The organism is Roseinatronobacter sp. S2, from assembly GCF_029581395.1.
Classification (GTDB): Bacteria; Pseudomonadota; Alphaproteobacteria; order Rhodobacterales; family Rhodobacteraceae; genus Roseinatronobacter.
This window is the reverse complement of record NZ_CP121113.1, coordinates 2,533,991-2,560,181: the sequence shown is the minus strand read 5'-3', so window position 1 is coordinate 2,560,181 and position 26,191 is coordinate 2,533,991. Positions and strand designations below refer to the sequence as shown.

At 58.6% G+C, this 26,191-nt stretch carries 22 protein-coding genes; 9 read left to right on the top strand and 13 right to left on the bottom strand.

Annotated elements, in window-relative coordinates; translation table 11 throughout:
• Positions 1 to 25 precede the first annotated feature (25 nt).
• From P8S53_RS12230 to P8S53_RS12210, 5 genes are all read left to right on the top strand, one after another.
• Entirely contained in the window at positions 26 to 808 is a 783-nt protein-coding gene (locus P8S53_RS12230) for a DUF2189 domain-containing protein (RefSeq protein WP_277804249.1), read from the top strand.
• A 384-nt stretch (positions 809 to 1,192) separates the two neighbouring features.
• Positions 1,193 to 2,269 carry a Hint domain-containing protein gene (locus P8S53_RS12225; protein ID WP_277804248.1) on the top strand — a complete coding sequence of 359 codons (1,077 nt, stop codon included), beginning with the start codon at positions 1,193 to 1,195 and terminating at the stop codon, positions 2,267 to 2,269.
• Positions 2,270 to 2,489: 220 nt separating this feature from the next.
• Entirely contained in the window at positions 2,490 to 2,930 is a 441-nt protein-coding gene (locus tag P8S53_RS12220; protein ID WP_277804247.1) for a hypothetical protein, read from the top strand.
• Between the two features lie 117 nt (positions 2,931 to 3,047).
• Positions 3,048 to 4,079 (top strand): cysteine synthase A, encoded by a 1,032-nt coding sequence (locus P8S53_RS12215; protein ID WP_277804246.1) that lies wholly within the window; start codon positions 3,048 to 3,050, stop codon positions 4,077 to 4,079.
• Positions 4,080 to 4,101: 22 nt separating this feature from the next.
• Entirely contained in the window at positions 4,102 to 6,549 is a 2,448-nt protein-coding gene (locus P8S53_RS12210) for a DUF3772 domain-containing protein (protein WP_277804245.1), read from the top strand.
• A gap of 364 nt (positions 6,550 to 6,913) precedes the next feature.
• Here the strand turns inward: P8S53_RS12210 and P8S53_RS12205 are convergent, their stop codons facing one another.
• From P8S53_RS12205 to P8S53_RS12180, 6 genes are all read right to left on the bottom strand, one after another.
• Positions 6,914 to 7,309, bottom strand: a complete 396-nt coding sequence (locus P8S53_RS12205) for a F0F1 ATP synthase subunit epsilon (RefSeq protein WP_277804244.1) — start codon at positions 7,307 to 7,309, stop codon at positions 6,914 to 6,916.
• Between the two features lie 10 nt (positions 7,310 to 7,319).
• Positions 7,320 to 8,738, bottom strand: coding sequence for a F0F1 ATP synthase subunit beta (gene atpD, locus P8S53_RS12200; protein ID WP_277804243.1), 1,419 nt, complete (start codon positions 8,736 to 8,738; stop codon positions 7,320 to 7,322).
• Between the two features lie 20 nt (positions 8,739 to 8,758).
• Positions 8,759 to 9,634: a F0F1 ATP synthase subunit gamma gene (locus P8S53_RS12195; protein ID WP_277804242.1), complete on the bottom strand. Its 876-nt coding sequence runs from the start codon at positions 9,632 to 9,634 to the stop codon at positions 8,759 to 8,761.
• A 23-nt stretch (positions 9,635 to 9,657) separates the two neighbouring features.
• Complete coding sequence (atpA, locus tag P8S53_RS12190; protein ID WP_277804241.1) at positions 9,658 to 11,196, bottom strand: F0F1 ATP synthase subunit alpha; 1,539 nt, start codon at positions 11,194 to 11,196, stop codon at positions 9,658 to 9,660.
• Positions 11,197 to 11,757: a F0F1 ATP synthase subunit delta gene (locus tag P8S53_RS12185; RefSeq protein WP_277804240.1), complete on the bottom strand. Its 561-nt coding sequence runs from the start codon at positions 11,755 to 11,757 to the stop codon at positions 11,197 to 11,199.
• Between the two features lie 319 nt (positions 11,758 to 12,076).
• Complete coding sequence (locus P8S53_RS12180; protein ID WP_277804239.1) at positions 12,077 to 12,826, bottom strand: hypothetical protein; 750 nt, start codon at positions 12,824 to 12,826, stop codon at positions 12,077 to 12,079.
• A 95-nt stretch (positions 12,827 to 12,921) separates the two neighbouring features.
• Here P8S53_RS12180 and gloB point away from each other — a divergent pair, with 95 nt between their 5' ends.
• From gloB to P8S53_RS12165, 3 genes are all read left to right on the top strand, one after another.
• Complete coding sequence (gene gloB, locus P8S53_RS12175) at positions 12,922 to 13,689, top strand: hydroxyacylglutathione hydrolase (protein ID WP_306417923.1); 768 nt, start codon at positions 12,922 to 12,924, stop codon at positions 13,687 to 13,689.
• Between the two features lie 160 nt (positions 13,690 to 13,849).
• Positions 13,850 to 16,168, top strand: coding sequence for an ATP-dependent Clp protease ATP-binding subunit ClpA (clpA, locus tag P8S53_RS12170; RefSeq protein WP_277804237.1), 2,319 nt, complete (start codon positions 13,850 to 13,852; stop codon positions 16,166 to 16,168).
• Between the two features lie 96 nt (positions 16,169 to 16,264).
• Positions 16,265 to 17,044 carry a rhomboid family intramembrane serine protease gene (locus P8S53_RS12165; protein ID WP_277804236.1) on the top strand — a complete coding sequence of 260 codons (780 nt, stop codon included), beginning with the start codon at positions 16,265 to 16,267 and terminating at the stop codon, positions 17,042 to 17,044.
• A 326-nt stretch (positions 17,045 to 17,370) separates the two neighbouring features.
• On the opposite strand, the gene P8S53_RS12160 is transcribed toward P8S53_RS12165, so the two are convergent.
• The 5 genes from P8S53_RS12160 to ugpB all read right to left on the bottom strand — a co-directional run bounded on the left by P8S53_RS12160 (position 17,371) and on the right by ugpB (position 22,500).
• Positions 17,371 to 18,282 (bottom strand): glycerophosphodiester phosphodiesterase family protein, encoded by a 912-nt coding sequence (locus tag P8S53_RS12160; RefSeq protein ID WP_277804235.1) that lies wholly within the window; start codon positions 18,280 to 18,282, stop codon positions 17,371 to 17,373.
• 15 nt (positions 18,283 to 18,297) lie between these two features.
• Positions 18,298 to 19,350: a sn-glycerol-3-phosphate import ATP-binding protein UgpC gene (locus P8S53_RS12155; RefSeq protein ID WP_277804234.1), complete on the bottom strand. Its 1,053-nt coding sequence runs from the start codon at positions 19,348 to 19,350 to the stop codon at positions 18,298 to 18,300.
• 1 nt (position 19,351) lies between these two features.
• Positions 19,352 to 20,200: a sn-glycerol-3-phosphate ABC transporter permease UgpE gene (ugpE, locus tag P8S53_RS12150; protein WP_277804233.1), complete on the bottom strand. Its 849-nt coding sequence runs from the start codon at positions 20,198 to 20,200 to the stop codon at positions 19,352 to 19,354.
• 13 nt (positions 20,201 to 20,213) lie between these two features.
• Positions 20,214 to 21,098 carry a sn-glycerol-3-phosphate ABC transporter permease UgpA gene (ugpA, locus tag P8S53_RS12145; RefSeq protein ID WP_277804232.1) on the bottom strand — a complete coding sequence of 295 codons (885 nt, stop codon included), beginning with the start codon at positions 21,096 to 21,098 and terminating at the stop codon, positions 20,214 to 20,216.
• 79 nt (positions 21,099 to 21,177) lie between these two features.
• Positions 21,178 to 22,500: a sn-glycerol-3-phosphate ABC transporter substrate-binding protein UgpB gene (ugpB, locus tag P8S53_RS12140; RefSeq protein WP_277804231.1), complete on the bottom strand. Its 1,323-nt coding sequence runs from the start codon at positions 22,498 to 22,500 to the stop codon at positions 21,178 to 21,180.
• A 180-nt stretch (positions 22,501 to 22,680) separates the two neighbouring features.
• Between ugpB and P8S53_RS12135 the strand changes: the two genes are divergently transcribed.
• The gene (locus P8S53_RS12135; RefSeq protein ID WP_277804230.1) at positions 22,681 to 23,589 is read left to right on the top strand and encodes a LysR substrate-binding domain-containing protein; all 909 of its coding nucleotides are present in this window, start codon (positions 22,681 to 22,683) and stop codon (positions 23,587 to 23,589) included.
• Between the two features lie 55 nt (positions 23,590 to 23,644).
• Here P8S53_RS12135 and P8S53_RS12130 read toward each other — a convergent pair whose 3' ends face one another.
• Positions 23,645 to 24,790 (bottom strand): iron-containing alcohol dehydrogenase, encoded by a 1,146-nt coding sequence (locus tag P8S53_RS12130; RefSeq protein WP_277804229.1) that lies wholly within the window; start codon positions 24,788 to 24,790, stop codon positions 23,645 to 23,647.
• A gap of 3 nt (positions 24,791 to 24,793) precedes the next feature.
• Complete coding sequence (locus tag P8S53_RS12125) at positions 24,794 to 26,173, bottom strand: aldehyde dehydrogenase family protein (RefSeq protein ID WP_277804228.1); 1,380 nt, start codon at positions 26,171 to 26,173, stop codon at positions 24,794 to 24,796.
• Positions 26,174 to 26,191 lie beyond the last annotated feature (18 nt).

Genomic DNA, 26,191 nt, shown 5'->3' with positions numbered 1-26,191 from the left:
TTTTCGTCAGGGAATGGAGGACACCATGAGCGAGAATTCAAGCCAGACGACCCATCTGCCACCGTCCACTATACCAGCACCGGGAACCATAAGCATGGCCGATCTGGGTGCCGTCTTGCGGGCGGGCTGGTCGGATTTCAGACAGGCACCGGTGTTTGGTCTGGCATTTTCGCTGGTCTATGTGTTGGGCGGGCTGGTGCTTTATGCGGTGTTTCTGGCCTCGGGGCAAAGCTGGTGGTTCATTCCGATTGCCGTAGGTTTCCCGCTGATTGCGCCGTTTGCGGCAACCGGCCTTTATGAAGTCAGCCGCAGGATTGAACAGGGCAAGGAGTTGAACTGGGACGCTGTTGCTGGCTGTGTCTTTGCCCAACGTGACCGGCAGGTGCCATCCATGGCAATGGTCGTCATGCTGGCCTTCATGTTCTGGGTTTTTGTGGCCCATACCATTTTTGCCCTGTTTTTTGGTTTGCGCCCGATCACCAGTTCCACCTTTGATATGCTGCTGTCGGGGCCGGGCCTGATGATGTTGTTGGTTGGTGGCGCCATCGGGGGCAGCATGGCTGCGGTGTTGTTTGCATTGTCGGTCATAAGCCTGCCGCTGCTTCTGGACAAGGAAGTGGATTTCATCACCGCCATGATCACCTCGTTTCAGGCGGTGATGCAGAACCTGTGGGTCATGGCTGTCTGGGCCGGGATCATCGCGGTATTACTGTTTGCGGCAATGCTGCCGTTGTTTCTGGGTTTGTTTGTTGTGCTGCCTGTGCTGGGGCATGCGTCATGGCACCTGTACCGGCGCATCCTTGCGTGATTGACAAGATCAACAGCAGGGACAATGACTGCGCCCTGCGTCTGATGCATCCTGCATTTTGACGATACGAAACATAAAACGCCTGAAATTCCATCTGTTAGGTCAGGTGTGTGTGATTGGTTGGCGCTGAAAATTGTTTCGAGGCCTGGTACAATAACCGGCAAGGTCGTTTGTTGTTCAAGTATCTGGGATAATTGTATTCATTTTGCCTTTGTAACGTCAAAGTTTGCCGCTATTATGCCATAATATGGGTGTAACGCTGAAACTTAACTGGTATTATATCAGTTGGTGATTTGTTGTTCTGGTTAACGTCTCTTTCATCAAGGTGTTGACTGAAACAGGGCAAGATGCAGAGACCAGTGTGTAGAATAAGGGTGACGGACAATGCCGGTGACAATCAATGACCTGATCAGGCTGGGTGGGGCTGGCGTAGATGCTGAAAGCTTCGGAACAGTATTCAATTTTGATCCCGACCTGTCGGAGTCCGACCTGCTTGAAGTTCTGGACGGGGTGGAATTTGAACGCGACGACAGCGTAACTGACCAATCTATTCCCCTAGGGTCCACCACCATCATTGACGGTGTGGAATATGAACTTACAGACGTTTATAACTTCTGGGGTGGATATACAAAAATTGATCCCGACACCGGCGAGAGCTTCACCCAGTTTGGCCAGACAATCAGCCTTACGCTGACGGCAGAAGATGGGTCGCAAATTTCCTTCATATCGCCCAGCGATGTCTTTAACACCGATGACCCATGGCGGCCGGGCGAGATTCAATCTGTTGAAGTTGCGTCAACCCCGACGGTTGAAGGTGCCATCAACGAGGCTGGCAACGGCGAAAACAAGCTTAGCGGTGATGATGATGTCACCGTTCCGTGTTTCGTGGCTGGCACATTGATTGACACGGCAGAGGGGCGCAAACCGGTCGAACAGATCAAAGTGGGTGATCTGGTCATGACCCGCGACAATGGCTATTTGCCTGTCGTCTGGTCCGGTTCGCGGGATCTGACCGCGCAAGATCTGTCCGAAAAGCCTGATTACAACGCAGTCATCATTCGTGCCGGTGCGCTTGGCGACGGTATGCCGCAGCGTGACCTGCGTGTGTCGCCATGGCACCGCGTGCTGATCAGCGGGCAACGCTCAGAATTGCTGTTTGGCGAACACGAAGTTCTGGTGCCCGCGCTTCATCTGGTCGGGCAACCGGGCATTGAACGCGACACGGCGCCTGTGACCTATGTCCATGTCATGTTCAACAGCCACCAGATTATCCGTGGCGAAGGCGCCTGGAGTGAAAGCTTCCAGCCCGGTCAGAAAACTCTTGGTGGCATGGATGATATGCAGCGTGCAGAACTTTTGTCGCTGTTTCCTGAACTTGCCAGCATTTCCGGGCAAGATGCCTATGCGGCGGCACGTCTGACCCTGAAGGAAAGCGAAGTCCGCGCCTTGCTTGCGGCCTGAACTGCTTTTGTAAATGCATTGCATGAATGTTGCCCTGCTGCCTGCCAGCGGGGCATTTTCAGTTTCATCGACACGGACGAACAGGGCGGCGCGCAAACTGGTGGCGCGTGTGTGCAAAGCGATATCTTTCTGGGGACCGGCAGCATAGCCTGATGCCCTTGGGGGTGGACACTGACGGCGTCCCAAGGCAATCTGCTGCAAATAAACGCGGGAGTGTATCATGACGAAAAAGCAGGCTCGGGGTGTATTGGTAACCGTGTTCGGTGTTGTTGGAACAGCCTGTTTCGGGTTTCTGGCGTTGGAATATGTGATCGCGCGATATGACGCGCTGCAAACACTGGTGGCGCTGCCGGCCCCGCTGGGGTTGGGTGATTTTCTGGGCGTCATGCCGGATTGGTCCGCCTATGCTGTGACCTTTGGAATCTGGCTTGGTTTGTTGGGCGCTGTTTTATTGTTGTTGGGCGACAGGGCGTCAGTGCTGGTGCTTGCGCTTGCGTTTGTGGCCAATCTGGTGGCATCGGTCTGGGGCGCTCTGGTCTTTGTGCAGGGACAAGAGTTGATGACAACGATCAGGCCGCTGGAATATGTTTCAGCGTTATTGCTTGGCAGCTTTGGCCTGTGGCTGTATGCGCGCACGGCGAAACGCTACGGTCGGCTGTAAACGCGCCAAACGGCGGTCCTGTGCGGCCCGCGCCGTATAACGAGCAAGAGGCGCGGCGGGCAGAACGCTGACAGGTGCCCGCTACCGTGTCATTGCCTTGAATTCTGGAGAACCTTGATGAACCGCTACGCAAACCTCGCAGAGGCCATTGGAAATACCCCCTTGATCCGGCTGAACAAGGCAAGCGATGCGACAGGGTGTGAAATCCTTGGCAAGGCCGAATTTCTAAATCCCGGTCAGTCAGTCAAGGATCGCGCGGCGCTATATATTATCCGCGATGCGATTGCGCGCGGCGCCCTGAAACCGGGCGGCACGATTGTGGAAGGGACCGCCGGAAATACCGGCATCGGGTTGGCACTGGTGGGCGCGTCCATGGGGTTCCGCACGGTCATTGTGATCCCCGAAACCCAAAGTCAGGAAAAGAAGGATATGTTGCGTCTGGCCGGTGCCGAACTGGTTGAAGTGCCCGCAGCCCCTTACCGCAACCCCAACAATTATGTGCGCTATTCCGGCCGTCTGGCGGAAGCGCTGGCCAAAAGCGAACCAAACGGCGCGATCTGGGCAAACCAGTTCGACAATATCGCAAACCGTCAGGCGCATGTGGAAACCACCGGCCCCGAAATCTGGGACCAGACAGATGGCCGCGTCAACGGGTTCATCTGCGCCGTCGGGTCGGGGGGCACATTGGCCGGTGTGGCGCAGGCGTTGCAGCCCAAAGGTGTGAAGATGGGGCTGGCAGACCCGATGGGGGCGGCGCTCTATAGTTTCTATACCAGCGGCGAATTCAAATCCGAAGGCGGGTCCATCACCGAAGGAATCGGGCAGGGGCGGGTGACGGCCAATCTGGACGGGTTCACCCCGGATTTCTGCGGCCAGATCCCGGATGAAGAAGCGCTGCCCTATGTGTTCGATCTGTTGGCCGAAGAAGGGCTGTGCCTTGGCGGGTCGTCGGGGGTGAATGTGGCAGGCGCTGTGCGTATGGCGCGCGAGATGGGGCCGGGGCATGTGATTGTGACAATCCTGTGTGACTATGGCACACGCTATCAGTCCAAACTGTTCAACCCTGAATTTTTGCGCGCCAAGGGGCTGCCGGTGCCGAACTGGCTGGAGGGGGGGCACCGCACGCTTCCCACTGTGTTTGAAGCCTGATCGCGTCATAGGGATGCCGTTGATGCGGATCATCCTTCTGGCGCTGTTCTGCGCCATGGCCATAGCCACACCACCGAATGTGGTGCTGGCCCAGACGACTGAACAATCATCCAGCACAGCGCCTGATTATGATGCGTGGCGCAGCGTTGCCACCCAGGCAGAGGGTGTCATCGACGCAGGCATTGCAACGGATGATACCCTGAACGAATTGCGTCAGGAACTGGTAGAGTTCCGGTCGCGTTTTCTGGCCGCGCAGGATGCCAACCAATCCCGCATTGCCAGTTTGCGCGAACAGATTTCGGCCCTTGGCCCCGTGCCCGAAGATGGCGCGACCGAAGCCCCCGAAATTGCTGATCGCCGCGCGGAATTAAGCGAGCAACTGACCGCGCTGCAATCGCCCGGAATTGCTGCACAAGAAGCGTTCCGGCGCGCGGACGGGTTGATCCGCCAGATTGATGTGATGTTGCGCGAACGGCAGGCAGAGGCATTGTTGGAACTGTGGCCCTCGCCGTTGAACCCCGTAAACTGGGTTTCCGCGGCCGATGCGGTCTGGGGGCGCAGCTTTACCTTCTACACCCAAGTGGTCGGCGCGCTGGACGACCCCGCAGCGCTGCGTGAATTCAGGTCCAATCTTCCGATTGTGCTGCTGCTTTTCGGGTTTGCCGGTTTTGTGCTTTTGCGGGGGCGGCGCTGGATTGAACGCGCGGTTGCGCGGCTGCTACAGGAAGGGGGGGCGCGCAAAAGCAAACGGGTCTTTGCCGAAGTCGCATCGCTGGCGCAGATCATCGTTCCTGTTACGGCTGTGGTTGCGATGGCTGTTGCGCTGGATCTGACCGGTCTGATCGGGGATATTGGCAGTGACATCACCACGGCCCTGATCGGTTTCGGCATCGTTTATTTTTCGGCGCGTTGGGCCGGAGGAGAGATTTTTCCGGTTGTCGACACCCCGCAAATGCCGCTGAAACTGCCCGAAGCACGGCGGCGTGAAGGGCGCTTCATGTCCCATCTTATGGGGCTGATCTGTGGGGCATCGCTGGTCATTCTTGCGTTCATAAACCCCGATGTGCAGACCGATGCTGCCAATTCCGTGATCCTGTTTCCGATCCTTGTTCTGGCGGGGATTGTGCTGGCACGGTTCGGGTCACTGTTGGTGCTGCATGCGAAACTATGCACCGAGCAGGGGGACGATCGGCGCTTTTTCGACCGCATGATGAACATCCTTGGGCGCGGGGCGATTGTCATAGGCGCAGGTGCCCCCGTTTTCGCCGCAATCGGCTATGTGCAGGCCGCCGAGGCGATCTTGTTTCCGGCAGTCATCTCGCTGTGGCTTGTGGCCCTGCTGATCTTCATCTCGCAGATGGTATCTGATGTGTATGACATGGTTGCGGGGCGCAAGCACGATGATCCCGATGCCCTGATCCCTGCACTGATCAGCTTTGGACTGGTTCTGGTGTCACTGCCGGTCTTTGCGCTGGTCTGGGGCGTGCGGATGACCGAATTGCTGGAGGTGTGGCAGGTTCTGCGCGAAGGGTTCCGTATTGGAGAGACGCGGGTTTCCCCGACAAATATCCTGAGCTTCATCGTCATCTTCTCGATCGGGTATATGCTGACGCGGATGATGCAGGGCGCGCTTGGGTCTACGGTGCTGCCAAAGACCAAGATCGACAAGGGCGGCCAGAAGGCCGTGATTTCGGGCACCGGTTATATTGGTATCTTCATCTCGGGGCTGGTGGCCATTTCGACGGCAGGGATAGACCTGTCGGGCCTTGCGCTTGTCGCGGGGGCGCTGTCGGTCGGTATCGGTTTTGGTCTGCAAAATATTGTGTCGAACTTCATTTCAGGGCTGATCCTGCTGATCGAACGGCCTGTGGCCGAAGGGGACTGGATTGAGGTTGGCACCACGATGGGCACGGTTAGGTCAATCTCTGTCCGCTCTACGGTGATTGAAACTTTTGACCGAACAGATGTGATTGTCCCGAATGCCGATCTGATTTCGGGAACTGTCACGAACTGGACGCGGTTCAGCCAGACAGGGCGCGTGATCATTCCGGTGGGTGTGGCCTATGGGTCGGACACCCGCAAGGTGGAACGCATCCTGAAGGAAATTGGTGACGCCCAGCCGCTTGCGCTGCTGGACCCCGCGCCTGCGGTGCATTTTACGAATTTCGGTGCGGATGCGCTGGAATTCGAATTGCGCATTATCATCAGCGATGTGGGCTTTGGCTTGTCGGTGCGCACCGAAGTGCGCCACCAGATCGCCGAGCGGTTCCAGCAGGAAGGGATCGAGATTCCCTTCGCGCAGCGCGATATCTGGCTGCGTAACCCCGAAGTCCTGCGCGGCGATACGCCCGCACCCGCCGCACCAGACCCGGACCCCGAACCGGCACAGCCCAAAGCCATGCAATATGACGAGATTTCAGATACAGATGCGGGCGGTGACGTGGACCCTGACGGGCCGGACGGGCGCTGACAGGGGCGCACGGCGTCATTGAATTTTGGGCGCGTTACATGTCTGGCCTGAAGCTGACACCCCAAGGTGCGGAATCAAGGCCGCAGGCCGCCGCGCCATCGGTGGGCCGTCCCGCGGCCTGCCGATTTCGTTGATGGCAGGCCAAGCCTTTGAACGCAGGAATATGCAGCCTGCATAAAGTGAAATTCACTAACGCGGGATCGGCAGACCCCGGCCCACAGATGGCGCGGGCTTTGTCCAAACGCGAATGACGGCTTCGGGCCAAAACCACCCGCAACGCGCCATGACACACCATTGCGCATGAAAAAGCCCCGCCTTGCACCATGTGCAGCGGGGCTTCCCTTAGTGCAGTAAGAACCGGCGCTTAGGCCATTGTAGAAATGGTCTGGGCCAGATCATCGGCTGTTTTGTTCAGCGCGTCGCGGTCGTTACCTTCGGCAGATGCCGCCTTGGCGCGGGTTTCGTCCAGCAACGCCTGCAAGGCATCGCGGCCTTCGGGCCCCATTGGATAGGCGCGTTCGGCCAGAACCGATGTCGCAGTCGGGGTGATTTCTGCAAATCCCCCCGTCACGGCAAAACGGGTTTCCCCGTCTGCCCCGTCCACCACCAACACGCCGGGGCGCAGGGTGGTGATAAGGGGTGCGTGATCAGGCATGGCCGTCAGGTCACCCGACGCCGCAGGAATCTGCACCGCGCGGGCCTGAACGGATGCAAGCTTCCGTTCGGGCGAGACCAGGTCGAATTGCATCATGTCAGCCATATGGCCCCCCTTAGGCCGCAGCGGCCAGCTTCTCGGCTTTTGCGATCACGTCGTCGATATCGCCTACCATGTAGAACGCGGCTTCGGGCAGGTGGTCATATTCACCTGCAACAACCGCCTTGAACGATGCGATGGTTTTTTCCAGCGGAACCTGAATACCGTCCGAGCCGGTGAACACTTTTGCCACGTCGAAAGGCTGCGACAGGAAGCGCTGGATTTTGCGTGCGCGTGCAACAGTCATTTTATCCTCTTCGGACAATTCGTCCATGCCAAGGATGGCAATGATGTCCTGAAGCGATTTGTAGCGCTGCAAAATACCCTGCACGTCGCGGGCAACCTGATAATGCTCTTCCCCGATATAGATCGGGTCCATCAGGCGCGAGGTGGAATCGAGCGGGTCCACAGCGGGGTAGATGCCCAGTTCCGAAATCGCGCGCGACAGGTTGGTGGTGGCGTCAAGGTGGGCGAATGTTGTCGCCGGGGCCGGGTCGGTCAGGTCATCTGCGGGAACGTAGACGGCCTGAATCGAGGTGATCGATCCTGCCTTGGTCGAGGTGATGCGTTCCTGCATCGCGCCCATGTCGGTGGCCAGTGTTGGCTGATAGCCCACAGCCGACGGAATACGCCCCAGCAGTGCCGACACTTCCGAACCGGCCTGCGTGAAGCGGAAGATGTTGTCCACGAAGAACAGAACATCGGTTCCCGAGGAATCGCGGAACTGTTCGGCCAGTGTCAGGCCGGTCAGCGCCACACGCATCCGTGCACCGGGGGGTTCGTTCATCTGGCCGTATACCAGCGCCACTTTGGATTCCGACAGGTTGTCGATGTTGATAACGCCCGACTCCATCATTTCGTGATACAGGTCGTTGCCTTCGCGTGTCCGTTCGCCCACACCGGCAAACACCGAGTAGCCCGAGTGCACTTTCGCGATGTTGTTGATCAGTTCCATGATCAGAACGGTTTTGCCCACACCGGCACCGCCGAACAGGCCGATCTTGCCGCCCTTGGAATAGGGGGCCAACAGGTCGATGACCTTGATGCCGGTTACAAGGATTTCCGATTCCGTCGACTGTGCGTCAAAACCGGGCGAGGGCTGGTGGATCGCGCGGCGTTCGGTCGCTTCAACCGGTGCGCCTTCGTCCACGGGTTCACCCACCACGTTCAGAATGCGGCCCAGTGTCGCGTCGCCCACGGGAACCATGATCGGTTCACCGGAATCCTTGACTGCCTGACCACGGACCAGACCTTCGGTCGCGTCCATGGCGATGGTGCGCACAGTGCTTTCGCCAAGGTGCTGGGCCACTTCCAGCACCAGCCGCTTGCCGTTATTGTCGGTTTCCAGCGCGTTCAGGATGGGGGGCAGATCGCCGTCGAACTGCACATCCACGACGGCGCCGATCACCTGTGTGATTTTGCCATTTGAAGCCATTATTTGTCTCTCCGGGTTCGTCAGAGCGCTTCCGCGCCCGAAATGATCTCGATAAGCTCTTTGGTGATCGCGGCCTGACGCGAGCGGTTATACTGGATGGTCAGCCGGTCGATCATATCGCCCGCATTGCGGGTGGCATTGTCCATCGCAGACATCCGTGCGCCTTGTTCAGAAGCCGCATTTTCCAGAAGCGCGGTGAAGATCTGCGTGGTCACAGACCGTGGCAGCAGGTCTTCCAGAATGGCCTCTTCCGATGGCTCGTAGTCATAAAGCGTCTCGGATTTGGGCGTCTCGGCTTCTGGCACTTCGGCAGGAATGATCTGCTGCGGTGTCGGAATCTGGCTGATCACCGATTCAAAGCGGTTGTAGAAGATGGTCGCAACGTCGAATTCACCGGCGTCGAACATCCCGAAGACCTGCTTCGAAATATCCGCGGCATTTTCATACCCGACGCGCTTGACCTCGCTTAGATCGACATGCCCCACCAGATGGGCAGACAGGTCGCGCCGCAACTGCTCGCGCCCTTTTTTGCCAACTGTCAGGATCTTGACGGTCTTGCCTTCGTCCAGCAATTTGGCCGCGCGCACGCGCGCCGCCTTGACGATGGACGAGTTGAAGCCCCCGCAAAGCCCGCGTTCGGCTGTCATCACAACCAGCAGGTGTGTCTGGTCGGACCCGCTTCCTGCCAACAGCTTTGGTGCCGTTTCCGACCCCGCGACAGACGCCGCGAGGCCATTGACCACATCTGCCATGCGATCCGCATAGGGTCGCGCCGCTTCGGCGGCGTCCTGGGCGCGGCGCAGTTTGGCGGCCGCGACCATTTGCATGGCCTTCGTGATCTTCCGCGTCGATTTGACGCTGGAGATCCGGTTCTTGAGGTCCTTGAGGTTTGCCATTCGCTGCTCCTCTTACCGCGCCCTTAGGCGAAGTCTTTCGCGAATTCATCCAATGCGGCGCGAATTTTCTCTTCCAGTTCACCTTTGACCTTGCGGTCATTGACGGTGATGTCATCCAGAAGCGCCTTGTGGCTGCCGCGCAGATGGGCAAGCAGACCTTTTTCAAAGCGGCCCACGTCCTTGACTGCGACCTTGTCCAGATAGCCTTGGGTGCCTGCAAAGATCACGCAGACAATCTCGGCGTTGGTCATGGGGGAATACTGGCCTTGCTTCATCAGCTCGGTCAGGCGCGCACCACGGTTCAGCAGGCGCTGGGTCGATGCATCAAGGTCGGACCCGAACTGCGCAAACGCCGCCATTTCGCGGTATTGCGCCAGTTCCAGTTTCACCGGACCGGCAACGGATTTCATTGCATCGGTCTGCGCGGATGACCCCACGCGCGACACGGACAGACCGGTGTTCACAGCAGGGCGGATGCCTTGGTAGAACAGTTCGGTTTCAAGGAAGATCTGGCCATCGGTGATCGAAATCACGTTGGTCGGAATAAAGGCCGACACGTCACCGCCTTGGGTTTCAATGATCGGCAGCGCGGTCAGCGACCCTGCACCGTGATCTTCGTTCAGCTTGGCCGAGCGTTCCAGCAAGCGGGAGTGAAGGTAGAACACGTCACCGGGGTATGCTTCGCGGCCCGGTGGGCGGCGCAGCAGCAGCGACATCTGGCGGTAGGCAACAGCCTGCTTGGACAGGTCATCATAGATGATCAGCGCGTGGCGGCCATTGTCGCGGAAATGTTCGGCCATTGCGGTGGCGGCATAGGGGGCCAGGAACTGCATGGGCGCGGGGTCGGATGCGGTTGCGGCCACGACGATCGAATATTCGATCGCACCGGTTTCTTCCAGCTTCTTCACCAGCTGCGCAACGGTGGAGCGTTTTTGACCAATGGCAACATAGACGCAATACAGTTTCTTATACTCGTCATCGCCAGCGGCTTCGTTATAGCTTTTCTGGTTCAGAATGGTGTCGAGTGCCACGGCGGTTTTGCCGGTCTGGCGGTCACCAATGATCAGTTCGCGCTGGCCACGGCCAATCGGGATCATCGCGTCAACGGATTTCAGGCCGGTTGCCATCGGTTCATGAACCGATTTCCGCGGAATGATGCCCGGTGCCTTTACGTCGGCCACGCTGCGCTTGGTTGTCGCAATCGGGCCCTTGCCGTCAATAGGGTTGCCAAGACCGTCAACAACACGGCCCAGAAGCGCATCGCCCACCGGCACGTCCACGATGGACTTGGTGCGCTTGACGGTGTCGCCTTCCTTGATGCCGCGGTCGTCACCGAAGATCACGATGCCGACATTGTCAGCTTCGAGGTTCAATGCCATGCCGCGCACACCGCCCGGAAATTCGACCATCTCGCCGGCCTGAACATTGTCCAGCCCGTGGACACGCGCAATACCGTCCCCAACGGACAGCACACGGCCAATTTCTGCGACTTCGACATCCTGACCGAAGTTCTTGATCTGCTCTTTCAGGATCGCAGAGATCTCAGCTGCTTGGATACCCATTTATCCGACCTCTTTCATACTGTTCTTGAGGGCCGCGAGCTGCGCGCGGATCGACGTGTCGATCATTTGCGAGCCCACCTTGATGACAAGACCACCGATAAGCGATTCATCGACGGCCAGTTTCAGTTTGATATCCTTGCCAATACGCGCTTTCAGCGTTTTCACAAGGTCTGTTTCCTGCGACTTTGACAGGGTCTGCGCGGTTGTCACCTCGGCGGTGACTTCGCCTTTTTCATTGGCGATGCGCATGCGCAGTGCTGTCAGAACCTGCGGCAGGGTAAACAGGCGGCGTTTCTGGGCCATCAGCCCTAGCGCGCCAGCAACCGACTGCGACAGTTTCATTTTCTTGGCGATTGCAGTGATCGCAGTGGCAACCTGATCGCGCGAGTAAACGGGCGAGGTAATAAGATTGCGCAGATCAGCACTTTCGGTCAGCGCGCCATCCAGCGCGTCGACATCGGCTTCAAGGGTTTTGAGTGTTTTTGACTCTCTCGCCAACTCAAAAATTGCAGTGGCATAGCGCGCAGCAATGCCGGAGGAGATCGAAGCTGGTTCGGACACGTCCACCCTTCCATCTTGGTTTTCATCAAGCCTCGCGCTGGCCCGATGTCATGAATGCTACAGTTACGCGGCATGTAAGGTCGGCGCGGGTTTAGCAGAGGTCCATTTCTGCCGCAACCGCGAAGGTAACCACTTCTTGAAGAACAGGGTCATAAAATTACCCTGCTTCCGGCTTTTGGGCTATGATGATGCTATCATGTCAGCCTGTTTGCGCAATCACCCACCCGATTGGTGACATGCGCAGTCAGGCGCGCAAGGGGATGATTCCCCGAAGACGTCCAAATGCGTGGCGTGTCGCAATCTGCACAGGCAGGCGCTGTCACCATGCCGGTCGCGCGCCGGGCTGGGTAATCCCGTCCAGCACGCGCAGCGGTTTGCGCGATTTCACCACCAATCCGGTGGTGCCGGGCGTGTCGCTGACGCGCGTGGCCTGCACAATAAGAACGCCGCCCGCATGATAGCGCGACAGTTTCTGTCCAACCCGTTCCAGTGTCATTGCCCATCGCAGCCAGCGCGCATTGTCGCGCGGCGGAAAGAACATTGCGGCAAAGTGGCTTTCAAGGGCGAATCCGTGGTCGGTCAGTTGTGTTTCGATCTGGCCCAGCGAATAGGGCCTGCCCAGTGCAAAAGGCGTGCCATCGCGCCGCGCCCAAAGGCCGGACCTGTTGGGCAGGACGAACACGGCCTTGGCGCCGGTTTTCATGACGCGCGCTGCATCTTCAAGCAAGGCCGCAGGCCGGTCCGATGTTTCCAGCCCGTGCAGGAAAACCAGCCTGTCGATTGTGCCGGTGGCCAGTGGCCAGTTCGTTTCTTCAACCAGCACGGAATGATTGGCGCTTTCCGCAGGCCAGTGCATCACGCCTTGCTGGGCGGGCATCAGGGCGGTGACGCGCGCGGCCTCGGACAGGAACGGGCGCAGCAGGGGGGCTGCGAACCCGAACCCCGCAATCGACAACCCTGTTGTGTCACTCCAGCAGGTGCGCAGCCGGTCGCGCATGGCCTTCTGGGCCGCGCGTCCAAGCGAGGTGGTGTAATAGAAGTCGCGCAGCGCACGGACATCGTGATGCATAGTCTGCCCTTCAGCCCCTGATCATGCCTCGGTTGCACATGTCGCCCGATTGGCGCAGTCTTGACGGGACTGTAACGGATGAAAGCGAAAAGACCATGCCCTTTGTGTTGCACGCGGTGCCCTGTCTGGCGGACAATTATGCCTATTTGATGCACGACCCCGCATCTGGCGCAACCGCAGTCATTGATGTGCCTGAAGCCGCACCCGTCCGGCAGGCCCTTGCTGCGCAGGGCTGGACGTTAAGCGACATTCTGATCACGCACCATCATGATGACCATATCGGCGGTGTGCAGGACTTGCGCGCAGCCACCGGCGCGCGTGTCTGGGGGGCGGTTGCAGATGCGCATCGCCTGCCGCCACTGGACCACGCCCTTCGCGACGGGGACAGCGTAGCCATTGGCGGCGAAACCGGCACGGTGCTGGATGTGTCGGGCCATACCTTGGGGCATATCGCGTTTTACTTTGCCGACAGCAAACTGGCCTTCACGGCGGACAGCCTGATGGCCCTTGGCTGTGGGCGTCTGTTCGAAGGCACGCCTGCGCAGATGTGGGACAGCCTGTCGAAACTGATGAATTTGCCTGAAGACACTGTCATTTGTTCGGGGCACGACTATATGAAAGGGAACGCAGCGTTTGCATTAAGTGTGGATGGCGAAAATCCCGACTTGCAAGCGCGCATAGCCCGGTCCAGTCTGGACAGGGACAAGGGCCTGCCTATGGCGATTGCGACCCTTGCGCTGGAACTGGCGACCAACCCTTTCTTGCGGGCCGTTGACCCCCGCATGAAAACGGCACTTGGGATGGCGCAGGCCAGCGATGTGGAAACATTCGCGCATCTTCGGGCGCTGAAGGACAGGTTTTGACCCGTGCGAACTGCTTAATCCTTGCGTGTTTTGCATATTGGGGACAAAGTTTAAGAGAAAACACTTGAACGGCGGAAAATAAAACCGAAGTTTAAGAGTATGAGGCGAGACTGATCCAACGGTATGGGCCAACGGATCAAACTATACAGGAGCGTCTGACGTGCCATCATTTTCAGCCACACTGGAACAATCCATCCACGGGGCCTTGGCATTGGCCAATTCCCGGCGGCACGAATTCGCAACGCTGGAGCATTTGCTTTCGTCGCTGATTGACGAACCCGATGCCAGCCGCGTGATGCAGGCCTGCAATGTCGATCTTGACGAATTGCGCAAGACCCTCAACGATTTCATCGAGGAAGAACTGACCTCCCTCGTGACCGATGTCGAAGGGTCCGAAGCCGTGCCGACTGCGGCATTCCAGCGCGTAATCCAGCGCGCGGCGATCCATGTCCAAAGCTCTGGCCGCAATGAGGTGACGGGGGCAAATGTGCTGGTCGCCATTTTCGCCGAACGCGAATCAAACGCGGCCTATTTCCTGCAAGAACAGGACATGACGCGCTATGATGCGGTGAATTTCATCGCGCATGGCGTGGCCAAGAATTCCAGCTTCTCTGAAGCGCGCCCGGTCAGTGGTGCGGATGAAGAGCAAGCCAGCACATCCGGCACTGACGAAAAGCCCAAGGAAACCGCATTGGGCAAATTCTGTGTCGATCTGAACGCAAAGGCCCGCAAGGGCGAAGTAGACCCGCTGATCGGCCGCGGCCCTGAAGTGGAACGTTGCATTCAGGTTCTGTGCCGCCGGCGCAAGAACAACCCGCTTTTGGTGGGGGATCCGGGCGTCGGCAAGACAGCTATTGCCGAAGGGCTGGCCAAGAAAATCGTCGAAGGGCAAACGCCCGAGATTTTGGCGCATTCCACGATCTATTCGCTGGATATGGGCGCACTTCTGGCGGGCACGCGTTATCGCGGTGATTTCGAGGAACGCCTGAAATCCGTGATGCAGGAACTTGAAGATCACCCCGACGCGGTTCTGTTCATTGATGAAATCCACACTGTCATCGGTGCGGGCGCCACTTCGGGCGGGGCCATGGATGCATCCAACCTGCTGAAACCTGCATTGCAGGGCGGCAAGCTGCGCTGCATGGGATCGACCACCTACAAGGAATTCCGCCAGCATTTCGAAAAAGACCGCGCCTTGTCGCGGCGCTTCCAGAAAATTGATGTGGCGGAACCCACGGTCGAGGATTCGATCAAAATCCTGATGGGGCTGAAGCCGTATTTCGAGGAACACCACGAAATCCGCTACACGAACGAAGCCATCAAGACCGCAGTGGAACTGGCCGCACGCTATATCAATGACCGCAAATTGCCCGACAAGGCGATTGACGTGATTGATGAAGCAGGGGCCGCGCAACACTTGCTGACCGAATCCAAGCGTCGCAAAACCATCAGCCCCAAAGAAATTGAGGCTGTGGTTGCCAAGATCGCACGCATTCCGCCGAAGAATGTGTCCAAGGATGATGCCGAAGTGCTGCGCGATCTGGAACGCACCCTGAAGCGCGTTGTCTTCGGGCAAGGTCCGGCAATCGAGGCATTGTCGTCCGCGATCAAGCTGTCGCGCGCGGGTCTGCGTGAACCGGAAAAACCAATCGGGAATTACCTGTTCGCAGGTCCGACCGGTGTTGGTAAAACCGAAGTGGCCAAACAGCTTGCCGACAGTCTGGGTGTTGAGCTGTTGCGCTTTGACATGTCGGAATACATGGAAAAGCACGCTGTTTCACGCCTGATCGGGGCGCCCCCCGGCTATGTCGGGTTCGATCAGGGTGGTCTGCTGACCGATGGGGTGGATCAACACCCGCATTGTGTGCTGCTTCTGGATGAAATCGAAAAGGCCCACCCGGATGTCTATAACATCTTGTTGCAGGTCATGGATCACGGCCAACTGACGGATCATAACGGGCGGACCGTGAATTTCCGCAATGTTATCCTGATCATGACATCGAATGCGGGTGCCACCGAACAGGCGAAAGCCGCCATAGGCTTTGGTCGCGACCGGCGCGAAGGCGAAGACACTGCCGCGATTGAACGGACATTCACGCCTGAATTCCGCAACCGTCTGGATGCGGTCATCAGCTTCGCGCCATTGCCCAAATCGGTTATCGTTCAGGTTGTCGAGAAGTTCGTACTGCAACTGGAAGCGCAGCTTATGGACCGCAACGTCACGATCGAGCTGTCCGAAGAAGCGGCCGCATGGCTGGCCGACAAAGGCTATGATGACAAGATGGGGGCGCGCCCGCTGGCGCGTGTCATTCAGGAACACATCAAAAAGCCCCTGGCCGAAGAACTGCTGTTCGGCAAGCTGACAAAGGGCGGCGTTGTGCGCGTGCATGTGCTGGATGGCAAGATTTCCCTGACGGTCGAAGGGCCGGAAGCCAAGCGTCTGACGGGAAAAAACCCGCCTTTGCTGACGGCTGACTGACCATGCCAGCCCTGTGTCCCATTGGGGAACGGGCTTGATGAATGACATGGCGCCCGGACATACAGTTCGGGCGCCTTCGTTTTGTGGACCAGCAGCATGTTAATTCCCATCCGCGACCATAACCCTTCTGCCCGCAGACCCTATGTGACCTATGCGCTGATTGTCGCGAATATTGTCGTGTTCATAGGGTACTCGGGCCTGTTCGCGCAGGAACGCGCCTTGATGCATTTTTTCCAAAGCTGGGGAATGTTGCCCGCACGCCTTGGCATGGGCGAAGGGTATGCAACGCTTCTGACACACCAGTTCCTGCATGGTGATCTGGTGCATCTGGGGTCCAACCTGTTGTTCTTGTGGATATTCGGCAACAACATGGAAGATGTCTGGGGGCATTTCCGGTTTTTGGGGTTCTACCTGCTGTGCGGCGTGGCGGCGGCGGGCCTGCAATTTGCCGCAGACCCGACTTCGGTTATTCCCATGGTGGGCGCGTCGGGCGCGATTGCGGGTGTGTTGGGCGGGTATCTGTTGTTCTACCCGCGCGCACGGGTGGATTTGTTTCTGTTCCTGATCATTATTTTCCGCGTCATACCGGCACCGGCATGGGTGGTGTTGGGGGGCTGGTTCGCGTTGCAAATTCTGGGCGGCGTTTCCGCACCGGCGGGTGTGGGGGGCGTGGCCTATTGGGCGCATGCGGGCGGGTTCATGGCCGGTGTCGCGCTGTCATACCCGCTATGGCAGCGGCTGGGCGGACGGGCGTTCTGGTCACGTTGCCTTGGCCAGCCACCACACCCGGAAGCGCGCTATCGTTTCGTTGCGTCCAATGTTCCGAAAGCGGGCAAACCGGCACGGTTCCGGCCCAACCCCTGGCGCAGAAGGTAGCGGGCGTCAGCATGGGCTGCGGTGGGGCAGGTGGGCTGGAACTGGCCTTTTGCAGACATCGGGAAAGCCCCAAGGCGCGGAGCAAAGGGCGCAGCCCGCCGCGCCATCGGTGGGCCGTCCCGCGGCCTGCCGATTTGGCTGTTGATAGTCCAAGCCTTTGATGCCGGAGTATGCAGCTTGCATAAACTGCATTCTTATAATGTCGGATCGGCAGACCCCGGCCCACCGATAGCGCGGGCTGTATCCAAGCGTGAAGAGCAGCAAAAGGCCAAAACCACCCGCAAGTGTGTCACGCAGCCTGAGGCTGGCGTTTCGTGTCTTCCGTGTCAGGGCACGGCAACCCCAAGCAGGTGCTGCACGCGGGTGGGGTAGTCTGTGATAATCCCGTCCACGCCCATCGCAATCATGCGGCGGATATCGTCGTCATTATTGACGGTCCAGACATTGACCACCAGATCATGCGCATGGGCCTGTGCCAGATCTTCAGGTGTCAGGTCGGCAAAATAGGGGCACCACGCTTTCGCACCCTGTGCGGCGATCAGCGCGGGCAGGCTGCCGCCGAAATCTGCACGGTTAAGTCCATCCATCAGCGCGCCGCCATCCGTGATATTCGTTTCATGTCCAGGCTGTTCAAAGCTGAGATGGGCACGCGCGATGTCAGGGGCCTGCTGGCGCAGTGCAGACAGCACGCGCCAGTCGAAGGAGGATACGACCACCCGCGCGCCCAACCCGTAGCGCTGCACCAGTGTCGCGACATCTTCGGCCAGTATCGCAGGTGTGTCGCCCAGATCGGGCTGATGGGCATGGGATTTGATTTCGATATTGATCAGCAGGCCCGCATCGGCCTGCGCCCAGTCCAGAAATTCCGCAAGGGTCGGAATGCGTGCCCCGTCCTGCGGGTGTTGCTGCGGGTAGCGCGCGGCATAGTCTGTCGCGGGATTCATCCGCCCTATATCATAGCGGCGCAGGTCATCAACGCTGAGATCAATAACCTTTGGTCCGGGCGCAGGCAGCCAGTTTCCGTGCGCATCGCGGGTATGGGCCATTGGCACAAGCGGGTCATGCAAAACAACCGGCACACGCCCGCGCGCATTCTGAACATCCAGTTCAACGGCCGTTACACCGATATCGCGCAGATAGGCGAAGCCAGCCATTGTGTTTTCAGGCAGCACGCCGCGCGCGCCGCGATGCCCGTAAATCTGGGGGTGCCCCGCAGTGCGGCGCAGGAAATTGGTCATGTGTGCGTGCCTTGATTATGAAACGCGCTTGCCGGTGGCGCGGTCAAACGGGTGCAAACTGTCACGCCGCACCGCGAAGGACAAGGACTGGCCTTCCGTGACCGACGGGACATGTGGCAGGCGCACGATCATATTCTCGTTTAACCCGTCAAACCGCAAGTGCAAATGGCTTTCTGCGCCCGCAGGTTCCAGCAGCAACAATGTTCCGGTCAGGATCAGGTCGCCATCACCGGGGGTGTCCAGCGCGAAATCTTCGGGGCGTATTCCGATCAGGTCGGCGGCTTGCGGGATATGTGCCAGACTGTCTGCCTGCTGGGTGCTGCGCATATATTCCGCTGGCAGCATGTTCATTGCAGGCGATCCGATGAAGCCTGCCACAAAGGTGGTTTCGGGGCGTGAATACACGTCCATCGGCGTGCCGACCTGTTCGATCTGCCCGCCATTCAGGACAACCAGACGGTCGGCCATGGTCAGCGCTTCAAGCTGGTCATGGGTCACATACAGCGATGTGGTGGCCAGCCGCTTCTGCAACTGCCGGATTTCGACACGCATCTGCACCCGCAGCTTCGCGTCAAGGTTCGACAGCGGCTCGTCGAACAGAAACGCCGCCGGTTCGCGCACAAGCGCACGGCCCATGGCCACACGCTGGCGTTGCCCGCCCGATAGCTGGCGCGGCTTGCGGTCCAGAAACTGGCCGATTTCCAGCATTTCGGCAGCTTCACGCACGCGGCGATCAATTTCCGCCTTGGAAAAACCGCGATTTTTCAACCCGTAGGCCAGATTGTTGAACACCGACATATGCGGATACAGCGCATAGTTCTGGAACACCATCGCAATGTCGCGATCCGCCGGTTCCAGAGTGTTGACCACGCGGTCCCCGATTTTCAGGGTGCCTTCGCTGATGGTTTCCAGCCCCGCGACCATGCGCAGAAGCGTGGATTTGCCGCAGCCCGACGGGCCGACCAGCACAATCATTTCACCATCCGCGATATCAAGGTTGATGCTGGTTACTGCGCGCACGCCGCCTGTATAGACCTTGTGCAGGTTATCCATATTAATGGAGGCCATTTTATTTCTCCGTCTCGGTCAGGCCTTTGACAAACAGGCGTTGCATGAACAGGATCACAAGGATCGGGGGCAGGGCAGCCAGCACGACGGTTGCCATGACAAGATGCCAAAGCGGTTCACTGTCCCCGCCTGTGACCATGCGCTGAATGCCCATGACGATGGTGTAATATTCGGGGTCTGTGGTGATCAGCAGGGGCCACAAGTATTGGTTCCAGCCATAGATAAACATGATCACGAACAGCGCCGCGATATTGGTGATCGACAGCGGCATCAGGATGTCTTTGAAGAACTTCATCGGACCTGCGCCGTCGACACGGGCGGCTTCCATCAACTCTTCTGGCACGGTCATGAAAAACTGCCGGAACAGGAAAGTGGCGGTGGCGCTGGCAATCAGCGGGATCGACAGGCCCGCGAAAGAGTTCAGCATCCCCAGATCGGCCACCACCTGAAAGGTCGGCAGAATCCGCACTTCAACCGGCAGCATCAGGGTCAGGAAGATGACCCAGAAAAAGAAGATGCGGAAAGGGAAGCGGAAATAGACGATCGCGAAGGCTGACAGAAGCGAGATGGACAGCTTGCCTATGGTGATCGCCATTGCCATCACAAAGCTGTTCCACAACATGCCCCCGATTGGCGGGGTGCCTGCGCGCGAGCGCCCTTCGACGATGACGGTCTTGTAGTTTTCCAGCGCATTCGGCCCCGGCAAAAGCGGCATGACGCCGCGCAAGAAGGTGCCGGACGGATGCGTGGATGCAATGATCGCCACATAGACCGGAAAGATCACGATCGCCACGCCAAGGATCAGGATGATATGGGCCAGTAGATTGCCCCAACGGTTGTTTTCGACCATTTGCCGCGCCCCTTCAGTAGTTTACGCGCCGCTCGATATAGCGGAACTGGATGACGGTCAGGATGACGACGATTGCCATCAGGATCACGGATTGCGCAGCAGAAGACCCAAGGTTCAGGTTCACGAAACCATCACGATAGACCTTGTAGACCAGAATGTTCGTGGCTTGCGCAGGCCCGCCTTCGGTTGTGGCATGGATCACGCCGAATGTGTCGAACATGGCGTAGACCACATTGACCACCATCAGAAAGAACGTGATCGGCGACAGCAGTGGAAACACGATGGTCCAGAAGCGTTTCATCCGGCTTGCACCATCAATAGCGGCAGCTTCGATCAGGCTTTGTGGAATGGACTGAAGACCCGCAAGGAAGAACAGGAAGTTGTAGCTGATCTGCTTCCATGCAGCCGCCACGATGATCAGGATCATGGCATCAGTGCTGCTGGAACGGTGGTTCCAGTCATAGCCGAACCCCTTGAGCATGTAGGGCATGATCCCGATAGACGGGTTGAAGATAAACCACCACAGCACACCCGCAATCGCGGGTGCCACAGCGTAGGGCCAGACCAGAAAGGTGGTGTAGCTGTCGCGTGAGCGGATCATGCGGTTGACCATCACCGCAAATAGCAGCGCGACCGACATCGACAGGAATGTTGTGCCGACACTGAACCAGAAGGTCACATTCAGCGAGTTCAGATACAGCGGATCGTTCAGCAGGCGCGCGAAATTGTCCAGACCTACGAATTCAGTGCGCAGCCCGAAAATGTCCTGTCGCAGCACAGATTGATAAAGTGCCTGTGATGCGGGCCAGATGAAGAAGATCAGCGTGATGATCACCTGCGGGGCCAGCAGGGCATAGGGCAGCCATCCGCTGGAAAAAGTCATCCGTTTGGTTTGCATGTCGTGTGGCCTTGGCTATCGTCCAACGAAAGCACCCCCGGCAAGGGTTATGCCGGGGGTGCAGGTTCGATCAAGGGGTTTAGTTCATGGCCGCTTCGAATTCGCGCAGCAATGCGTTCCCACGGCTGACTGCATTATCAGCCGCTTCCTGACCGGTTTTCGCGCCGGTCATGACCGATTCCATTTCTTCCGAAATGATGTCGCGGATCTGCACGAAGCTGCCAAACCGCAAACCTTTGGAATTCTCGGTCGGTTCATTCAGCGTCATTTGCAGGATCGACGTATCTGCGCCGGGGTTTTCATCATAATACCCCTGTTCGCGTGTCAGGTCGAACGCAGCCTGCGTGATTGGCAGGTAGCCGGTGTCCTGGTGCCATTGCGCCTGCACTTCGGGTTGCGACAGATATTCGAAGAAACGCGCAACGCCTTCGTATTCCGCAGCATCCTTGCCTTGCAGCACCCACAGGGTTGCGCCGCCGATGATGGTGTTTTGCGGGGCACCTTCTACGGTGTCATAATATGGCTGGAAGCCATAGCCGACATTGAAGTCGGTGTTGCGCAACACACCTGCGCGGCTGGCGGAAGACCCGAAGACCATCGCGCATTCACCTGAGTAGAACGCCGGGAAGGCGTCGGGGCCGGTGTTCGGACCACCCCAGCGGAACGCGCCTGCGTCCTGCCATGCCTTCAGGTTGTCCCAATGGGTCGCAACCAGTTCGTTGTTGAACACGAATTCGGTGTCAAAACCGGCAAAGCCGTTTTCCTGTGTGCCCAGCGGAATGTTGTGCCACGCGCTGAAGTTTTCCAGCATCACCCAGCTTGGCCATGACGTGGTGAAGCCACAAGGGGCCGCGCCGGCTTCCAGAATGGCAACGGATGCCGTTTCCATTTCCGCCCATGTCTGGGGGGGCTGTTCAGGGTCCAGCCCGGCGGCTTCAAAGATATCCTTGTTGTAGTACATGATCGGCGTGGAGCTGTTGAACGGGAAAGACAGCATGTTGCCATCCGGGTCCGTATAATAGCCCACAACGGTCGGCAGATAGGCGGATGGCTCGAACTGCACATCAAAATCTGCCATCAGCTGATAGATCGGGTATGTCGCACCTTCGGCCGCCATCATGGTGCCGGTGCCAACCTCAAAGACCTGAACGATATGGGGTTGTTGCTGCGCGCGGAATGCCGCGATCGCGCCTGTCATGGTTTCGGTATAGGTGCCCCGGAAGCTTGGACGCACTTCAAAGTCGCTTTGTGTCGCATTGAAGTCTGTCGCAATGTCTTCCAGCATTTCGCCCAGTTCACCGCCCATGGCATGCCACCATTCAATGGTGACCTGTGCATTGGCCCAGACAGGGGTAAGTGCAGTGCTCGCGGCGATACAGGCGCCAAACACATGTTTCTTCATGATTTCCTCCCTTTCGAAGGTAGCGATGGACTGTTCAGTTTTTCACGGGGTCAAGATTTTGTCCCCGCTCGCTACGGTCACTAGCGTGGCATTGTAACAATCATAAGACAAGACAATTTTTTTATTTTCATGTATAATACTTCATTATACATCGGCACGGGAAATCATAAGGAAATATGCATGTCAGCGCAGATCAGCCCACGCCAGCTGGAAGCATTTCACGCGGTGGTCGAACATGGCACCATGACGCGCGCTTCGCAGCAGTTGAACGTATCGCAGCCCGCAGTCAGCAGGCTTTTGTCGGATCTGGCCAATGATCTGGGATTTAACCTGTTTGACCGGCGCGACGGGCGGTTGGTTCCGACACAGGAAGCGCGTTTTTTGTTGCCCGATATCCGGCGTTTGCTGGAATTGCTGAACCGCATTTCAGAAACCAGCCGCGACATCACCCAACGCAAGGCGGGTGATCTGCGAATCGCCTGTCTGCCGGGATTCGCCATCAGCCATCTGCCGCGCGTCGTTGCTGATTTTCTGCAAGACCGCCCCGGCGTGACGGTGACGCTGGAACCCGACCGCCCCGAGCGCATTCTGGAATGGATGGTGGGCGAACAGTTCGATTTCGGCATTACCGACGGATTTGAAGGGCACCCCGCCGTCGAGCATGAGGAAGTGCGCGTCAGAACCGTGTGCATTTTCCCGCAAGACAGCCCGCTGGCGCGGCTGGATGTGATTCGTCCGCGTGATCTGGTCACGCAAAAGCTGATTCACACCCGGCGCGACAGTCCGTTCTTTCGCTTGCTGACAGAAGCGTTTGCTGCAGATGGCCAGAGCATCACAACCTTTGTCGAAGCGCGGCAGTTTACGACGGCCTGCGAATTTGTTGCGCAAGGGGTCGGTGTGTCGGTCATCAGTGAACTGGACGCCGTGAAATATCGCGGGCAGGGGGTGGATTACCGGCCATTCCGGCCAGTCGTTCCACACCGCCTGTCACTTGTGCGCCCGATCCATAAACAGCCCTCCATGATCACGCTGGAATTCATGGAGTGCTTCGCCGAAAGTCTGCGACCGTTTCTGTTGGAGGGTGAATGAACATGCACCCCGGCGGGCGGTGATCCTGTTGCTGTGATCCCGCCCCCTTTGACCTTCACATACAGCTGTCAAACAACGCCCGCGTATTCGCTTGCGTCATCTCGATCGGGTTGCCACCACAGGACGGGTCAAGCAGTGCCATGTCTGTCAACTCGTCCAGCCGCGCGCGCTCCACACCCAGTGCAGACAGGTTTTCGGGAATGGACAGCGCCGCGCGCAATTCCATGACCCGCGCGCGGAACCCGTCAAACCCGCCATCAATGCCGATATAGGCGCTTGCGCGGGCAATCCGTTCCTCGATGACGGGGCGGTTGAAATCCAGCACCATAGGCATGACCACAGCGTTGGTGGTGCCGTGATGGGTGTTATACACGGCCCCGACCGGGTGGCTTAGCGCATGGATCGCACCCAACCCCTTCTGGAACGCCACAGCCCCCATGGCGGCGGCGGACATCATATTCGCGCGCCCCTCCATGTCATCCGCGTTTGCATAAACGCGGGGCAGGTTCTCAAACACCAACCGCATGCCTTCCAATGCAATCCCTTGCGACATGGGGTGGTAATGCGGGCTGCAATACGCCTCCAGACAATGGGCCAGCGCATCCATGCCGGTGCCCGCCGTGATGAAGGCAGGCATCCCCACTGTCAGCGCAGGGTCGCAGATGGTGACAGCGGGCATCAGTTTGGGATGAAAGATGATCTTCTTGCGGTGCGTGGCACTGTCGGTCAGCACGCCTGCGCGCCCCACTTCGGACCCTGTGCCCGCGGTGGTGGGCACAGCGATGATGGGCGCTATAGTGTCCGCGTTCGCCCGCGTCCACCAATCCCCGATATCTTCCAGCTCCCACACGCCCACAGGCTGGTCCACCATCAGCGCAATCATCTTGCCCAGATCCAGCGCCGAGCCGCCGCCAAAGGCTACAACCCCGTCATGCCCACCTGCGCGGTACACCCCAAGGCCCGCATCCATATTGGCTTCGGTCGGGTTGGGGTCCACCTCGGAAAACACCGCACGGCCCAGCCCCGCCGCTTCCAGCACATCAAGTGCCTGCGCGGTGATGGGCAGCGTCGCCAGCGCCTTGTCGGTGACCAAGAGCGGGCGTGTCATGCCCACAGCCTTGCAATGTTGCGCCAGTTCGGAAATCCGGCCCACGCCGAATTTGATCACTGTCGGATAGCTCCAGTTTGCCGAAAATGACATGTCTCAGACCTTTTTCAGATGGTAGGATTTGGATCGCGTCAGTGCCAGATAGCCCAGTTTCGACAAGGCCGCGCCGCGCCCTGTGTCCTTGCAGCCCGACCAGCACAGCGCCGGGTCCAGATAATCGCAACGGTTCATCAAGATGGTGCCTGTTTCAATCTGTGCACCAATGACGCGCGCGGCGTCCACATCGCGGGTCCAGATTGATGCGGTCAGCCCATAGGGGGAATCGTTCATCAATGCCACCGCCTGCGCATCATCCTTCACCGGCATGATGCCCACCACGGGACCAAAGCTTTCTTCCGTCATAACCCGCATGGAATGGTCCACATCGACCAGAATCTGTGGCGCCAGATAGGCCCCGCCATCATCGGCAGGGAACAGGGCAGGGTCAATCAAGGCGCGTGCGCCCGCGCCCAAAGCCTCGGCAATCTGGCTGCGCACAGTGGCTGCGAAACGCGCATGCGCCATCGGTCCCATGGTTGTGTCCTGCTCCAGCGGGTTGCCAAGCTTCTGGCCGCCCACCCATGCCACCGCCTTCGCGACGAAGGCATCATACAGGCTTTCATGGACATAAATCCGTTCAATCCCGCAGCAGCACTGGCCGGAATTGAACATCGCCCCGTCCATCAGCCCCTCCACGGCGGCATCCAGATCGGCATCTTCGCGCACATAGCCCGGATCCTTGCCGCCCAGTTCCAGCCCAAGGCCCGTGAAAGTGCCCGCCGCCGCATGCTCAATCGCCTGACCGCCCCCCACGGACCCGGTGAAATTCACAAACCCGAAGGCACGCTCGCCGATCAGCGCTTCTGTGGTGGCATGGTCGAGAGCGAGGTTCTGGAACACATCGTGCGGCACGCCGGCTGCATGCATCGCCTGCGCCAGCCGCTCGCCCGCCAGCAGGGTCTGGCTGGCATGTTTCAGCACAACTGCATTGCCCGCAATCAGTGCAGGGACAACCGTGTTCACTGCCGTCAGGAACGGGTAGTTCCACGGCGCGATGACAAACACCACACCCTGCGGCGCGCGCGTCAGAACGCGGCTCAGGGTGGCGCTGTCTTCAATGACCTCGTCTGCCAATGCATCCGCAGCAATCTGGGCCATATAGGATGCACGTTCGCGCACCCCGCCCATCTCGCCCCCATAACGCACAGGCCTGCCCATTTGCCACGCCAGTTCCTGCACGATCTCGGCATTCATTCCCTCCAGCGCGTCAATACCCGCCATGACCAGATCGACACGCTCACGCAACGGGCGCGCAGCCCAGTTCCCTTGCGCCGCGCGTGCGCGTGCGACACAGGCCCGCGCATCCGCCAGCGGCAGGGCCGCGCGTTCGGCATGAACCGACCCATCCACGGGCGAGATCAGCTTGATCGTAGACATCCTTGCTCCTGTTTTCTG

Excerpts from the sequence above, each read along its gene's own strand:
- P8S53_RS12230 (WP_277804249.1), top strand. The coding sequence starts at position 26 with ATGAGCGAGAATTCAAGCCAGACGACCCATCTGCCACCGTCCACTATA.
- P8S53_RS12225 (WP_277804248.1), top strand. The coding sequence starts at position 1,193 with ATGCCGGTGACAATCAATGACCTGATCAGGCTGGGTGGGGCTGGCGTA.
- P8S53_RS12220 (WP_277804247.1), top strand. The coding sequence starts at position 2,490 with ATGACGAAAAAGCAGGCTCGGGGTGTATTGGTAACCGTGTTCGGTGTT.
- P8S53_RS12215 (WP_277804246.1), top strand. The coding sequence starts at position 3,048 with ATGAACCGCTACGCAAACCTCGCAGAGGCCATTGGAAATACCCCCTTG.
- P8S53_RS12210 (WP_277804245.1), top strand. The coding sequence starts at position 4,102 with ATGCGGATCATCCTTCTGGCGCTGTTCTGCGCCATGGCCATAGCCACA.
- P8S53_RS12205 (WP_277804244.1), bottom strand. The coding sequence starts at position 7,309 with ATGGCTGACATGATGCAATTCGACCTGGTCTCGCCCGAACGGAAGCTT.
- atpD (WP_277804243.1), bottom strand. The coding sequence starts at position 8,738 with ATGGCTTCAAATGGCAAAATCACACAGGTGATCGGCGCCGTCGTGGAT.
- P8S53_RS12195 (WP_277804242.1), bottom strand. The coding sequence starts at position 9,634 with ATGGCAAACCTCAAGGACCTCAAGAACCGGATCTCCAGCGTCAAATCG.
- atpA (WP_277804241.1), bottom strand. The coding sequence starts at position 11,196 with ATGGGTATCCAAGCAGCTGAGATCTCTGCGATCCTGAAAGAGCAGATC.
- P8S53_RS12180 (WP_277804239.1), bottom strand. The coding sequence starts at position 12,826 with ATGCATCACGATGTCCGTGCGCTGCGCGACTTCTATTACACCACCTCG.
- gloB (WP_306417923.1), top strand. The coding sequence starts at position 12,922 with ATGCCCTTTGTGTTGCACGCGGTGCCCTGTCTGGCGGACAATTATGCC.
- P8S53_RS12165 (WP_277804236.1), top strand. The coding sequence starts at position 16,265 with ATGTTAATTCCCATCCGCGACCATAACCCTTCTGCCCGCAGACCCTAT.
- P8S53_RS12160 (WP_277804235.1), bottom strand. The coding sequence starts at position 18,282 with ATGACCAATTTCCTGCGCCGCACTGCGGGGCACCCCCAGATTTACGGG.
- P8S53_RS12155 (WP_277804234.1), bottom strand. The coding sequence starts at position 19,350 with ATGGCCTCCATTAATATGGATAACCTGCACAAGGTCTATACAGGCGGC.
- ugpE (WP_277804233.1), bottom strand. The coding sequence starts at position 20,200 with ATGGTCGAAAACAACCGTTGGGGCAATCTACTGGCCCATATCATCCTG.
- ugpA (WP_277804232.1), bottom strand. The coding sequence starts at position 21,098 with ATGCAAACCAAACGGATGACTTTTTCCAGCGGATGGCTGCCCTATGCC.
- ugpB (WP_277804231.1), bottom strand. The coding sequence starts at position 22,500 with ATGAAGAAACATGTGTTTGGCGCCTGTATCGCCGCGAGCACTGCACTT.
- P8S53_RS12135 (WP_277804230.1), top strand. The coding sequence starts at position 22,681 with ATGTCAGCGCAGATCAGCCCACGCCAGCTGGAAGCATTTCACGCGGTG.
- P8S53_RS12130 (WP_277804229.1), bottom strand. The coding sequence starts at position 24,790 with ATGTCATTTTCGGCAAACTGGAGCTATCCGACAGTGATCAAATTCGGC.
- P8S53_RS12125 (WP_277804228.1), bottom strand. The coding sequence starts at position 26,173 with ATGTCTACGATCAAGCTGATCTCGCCCGTGGATGGGTCGGTTCATGCC.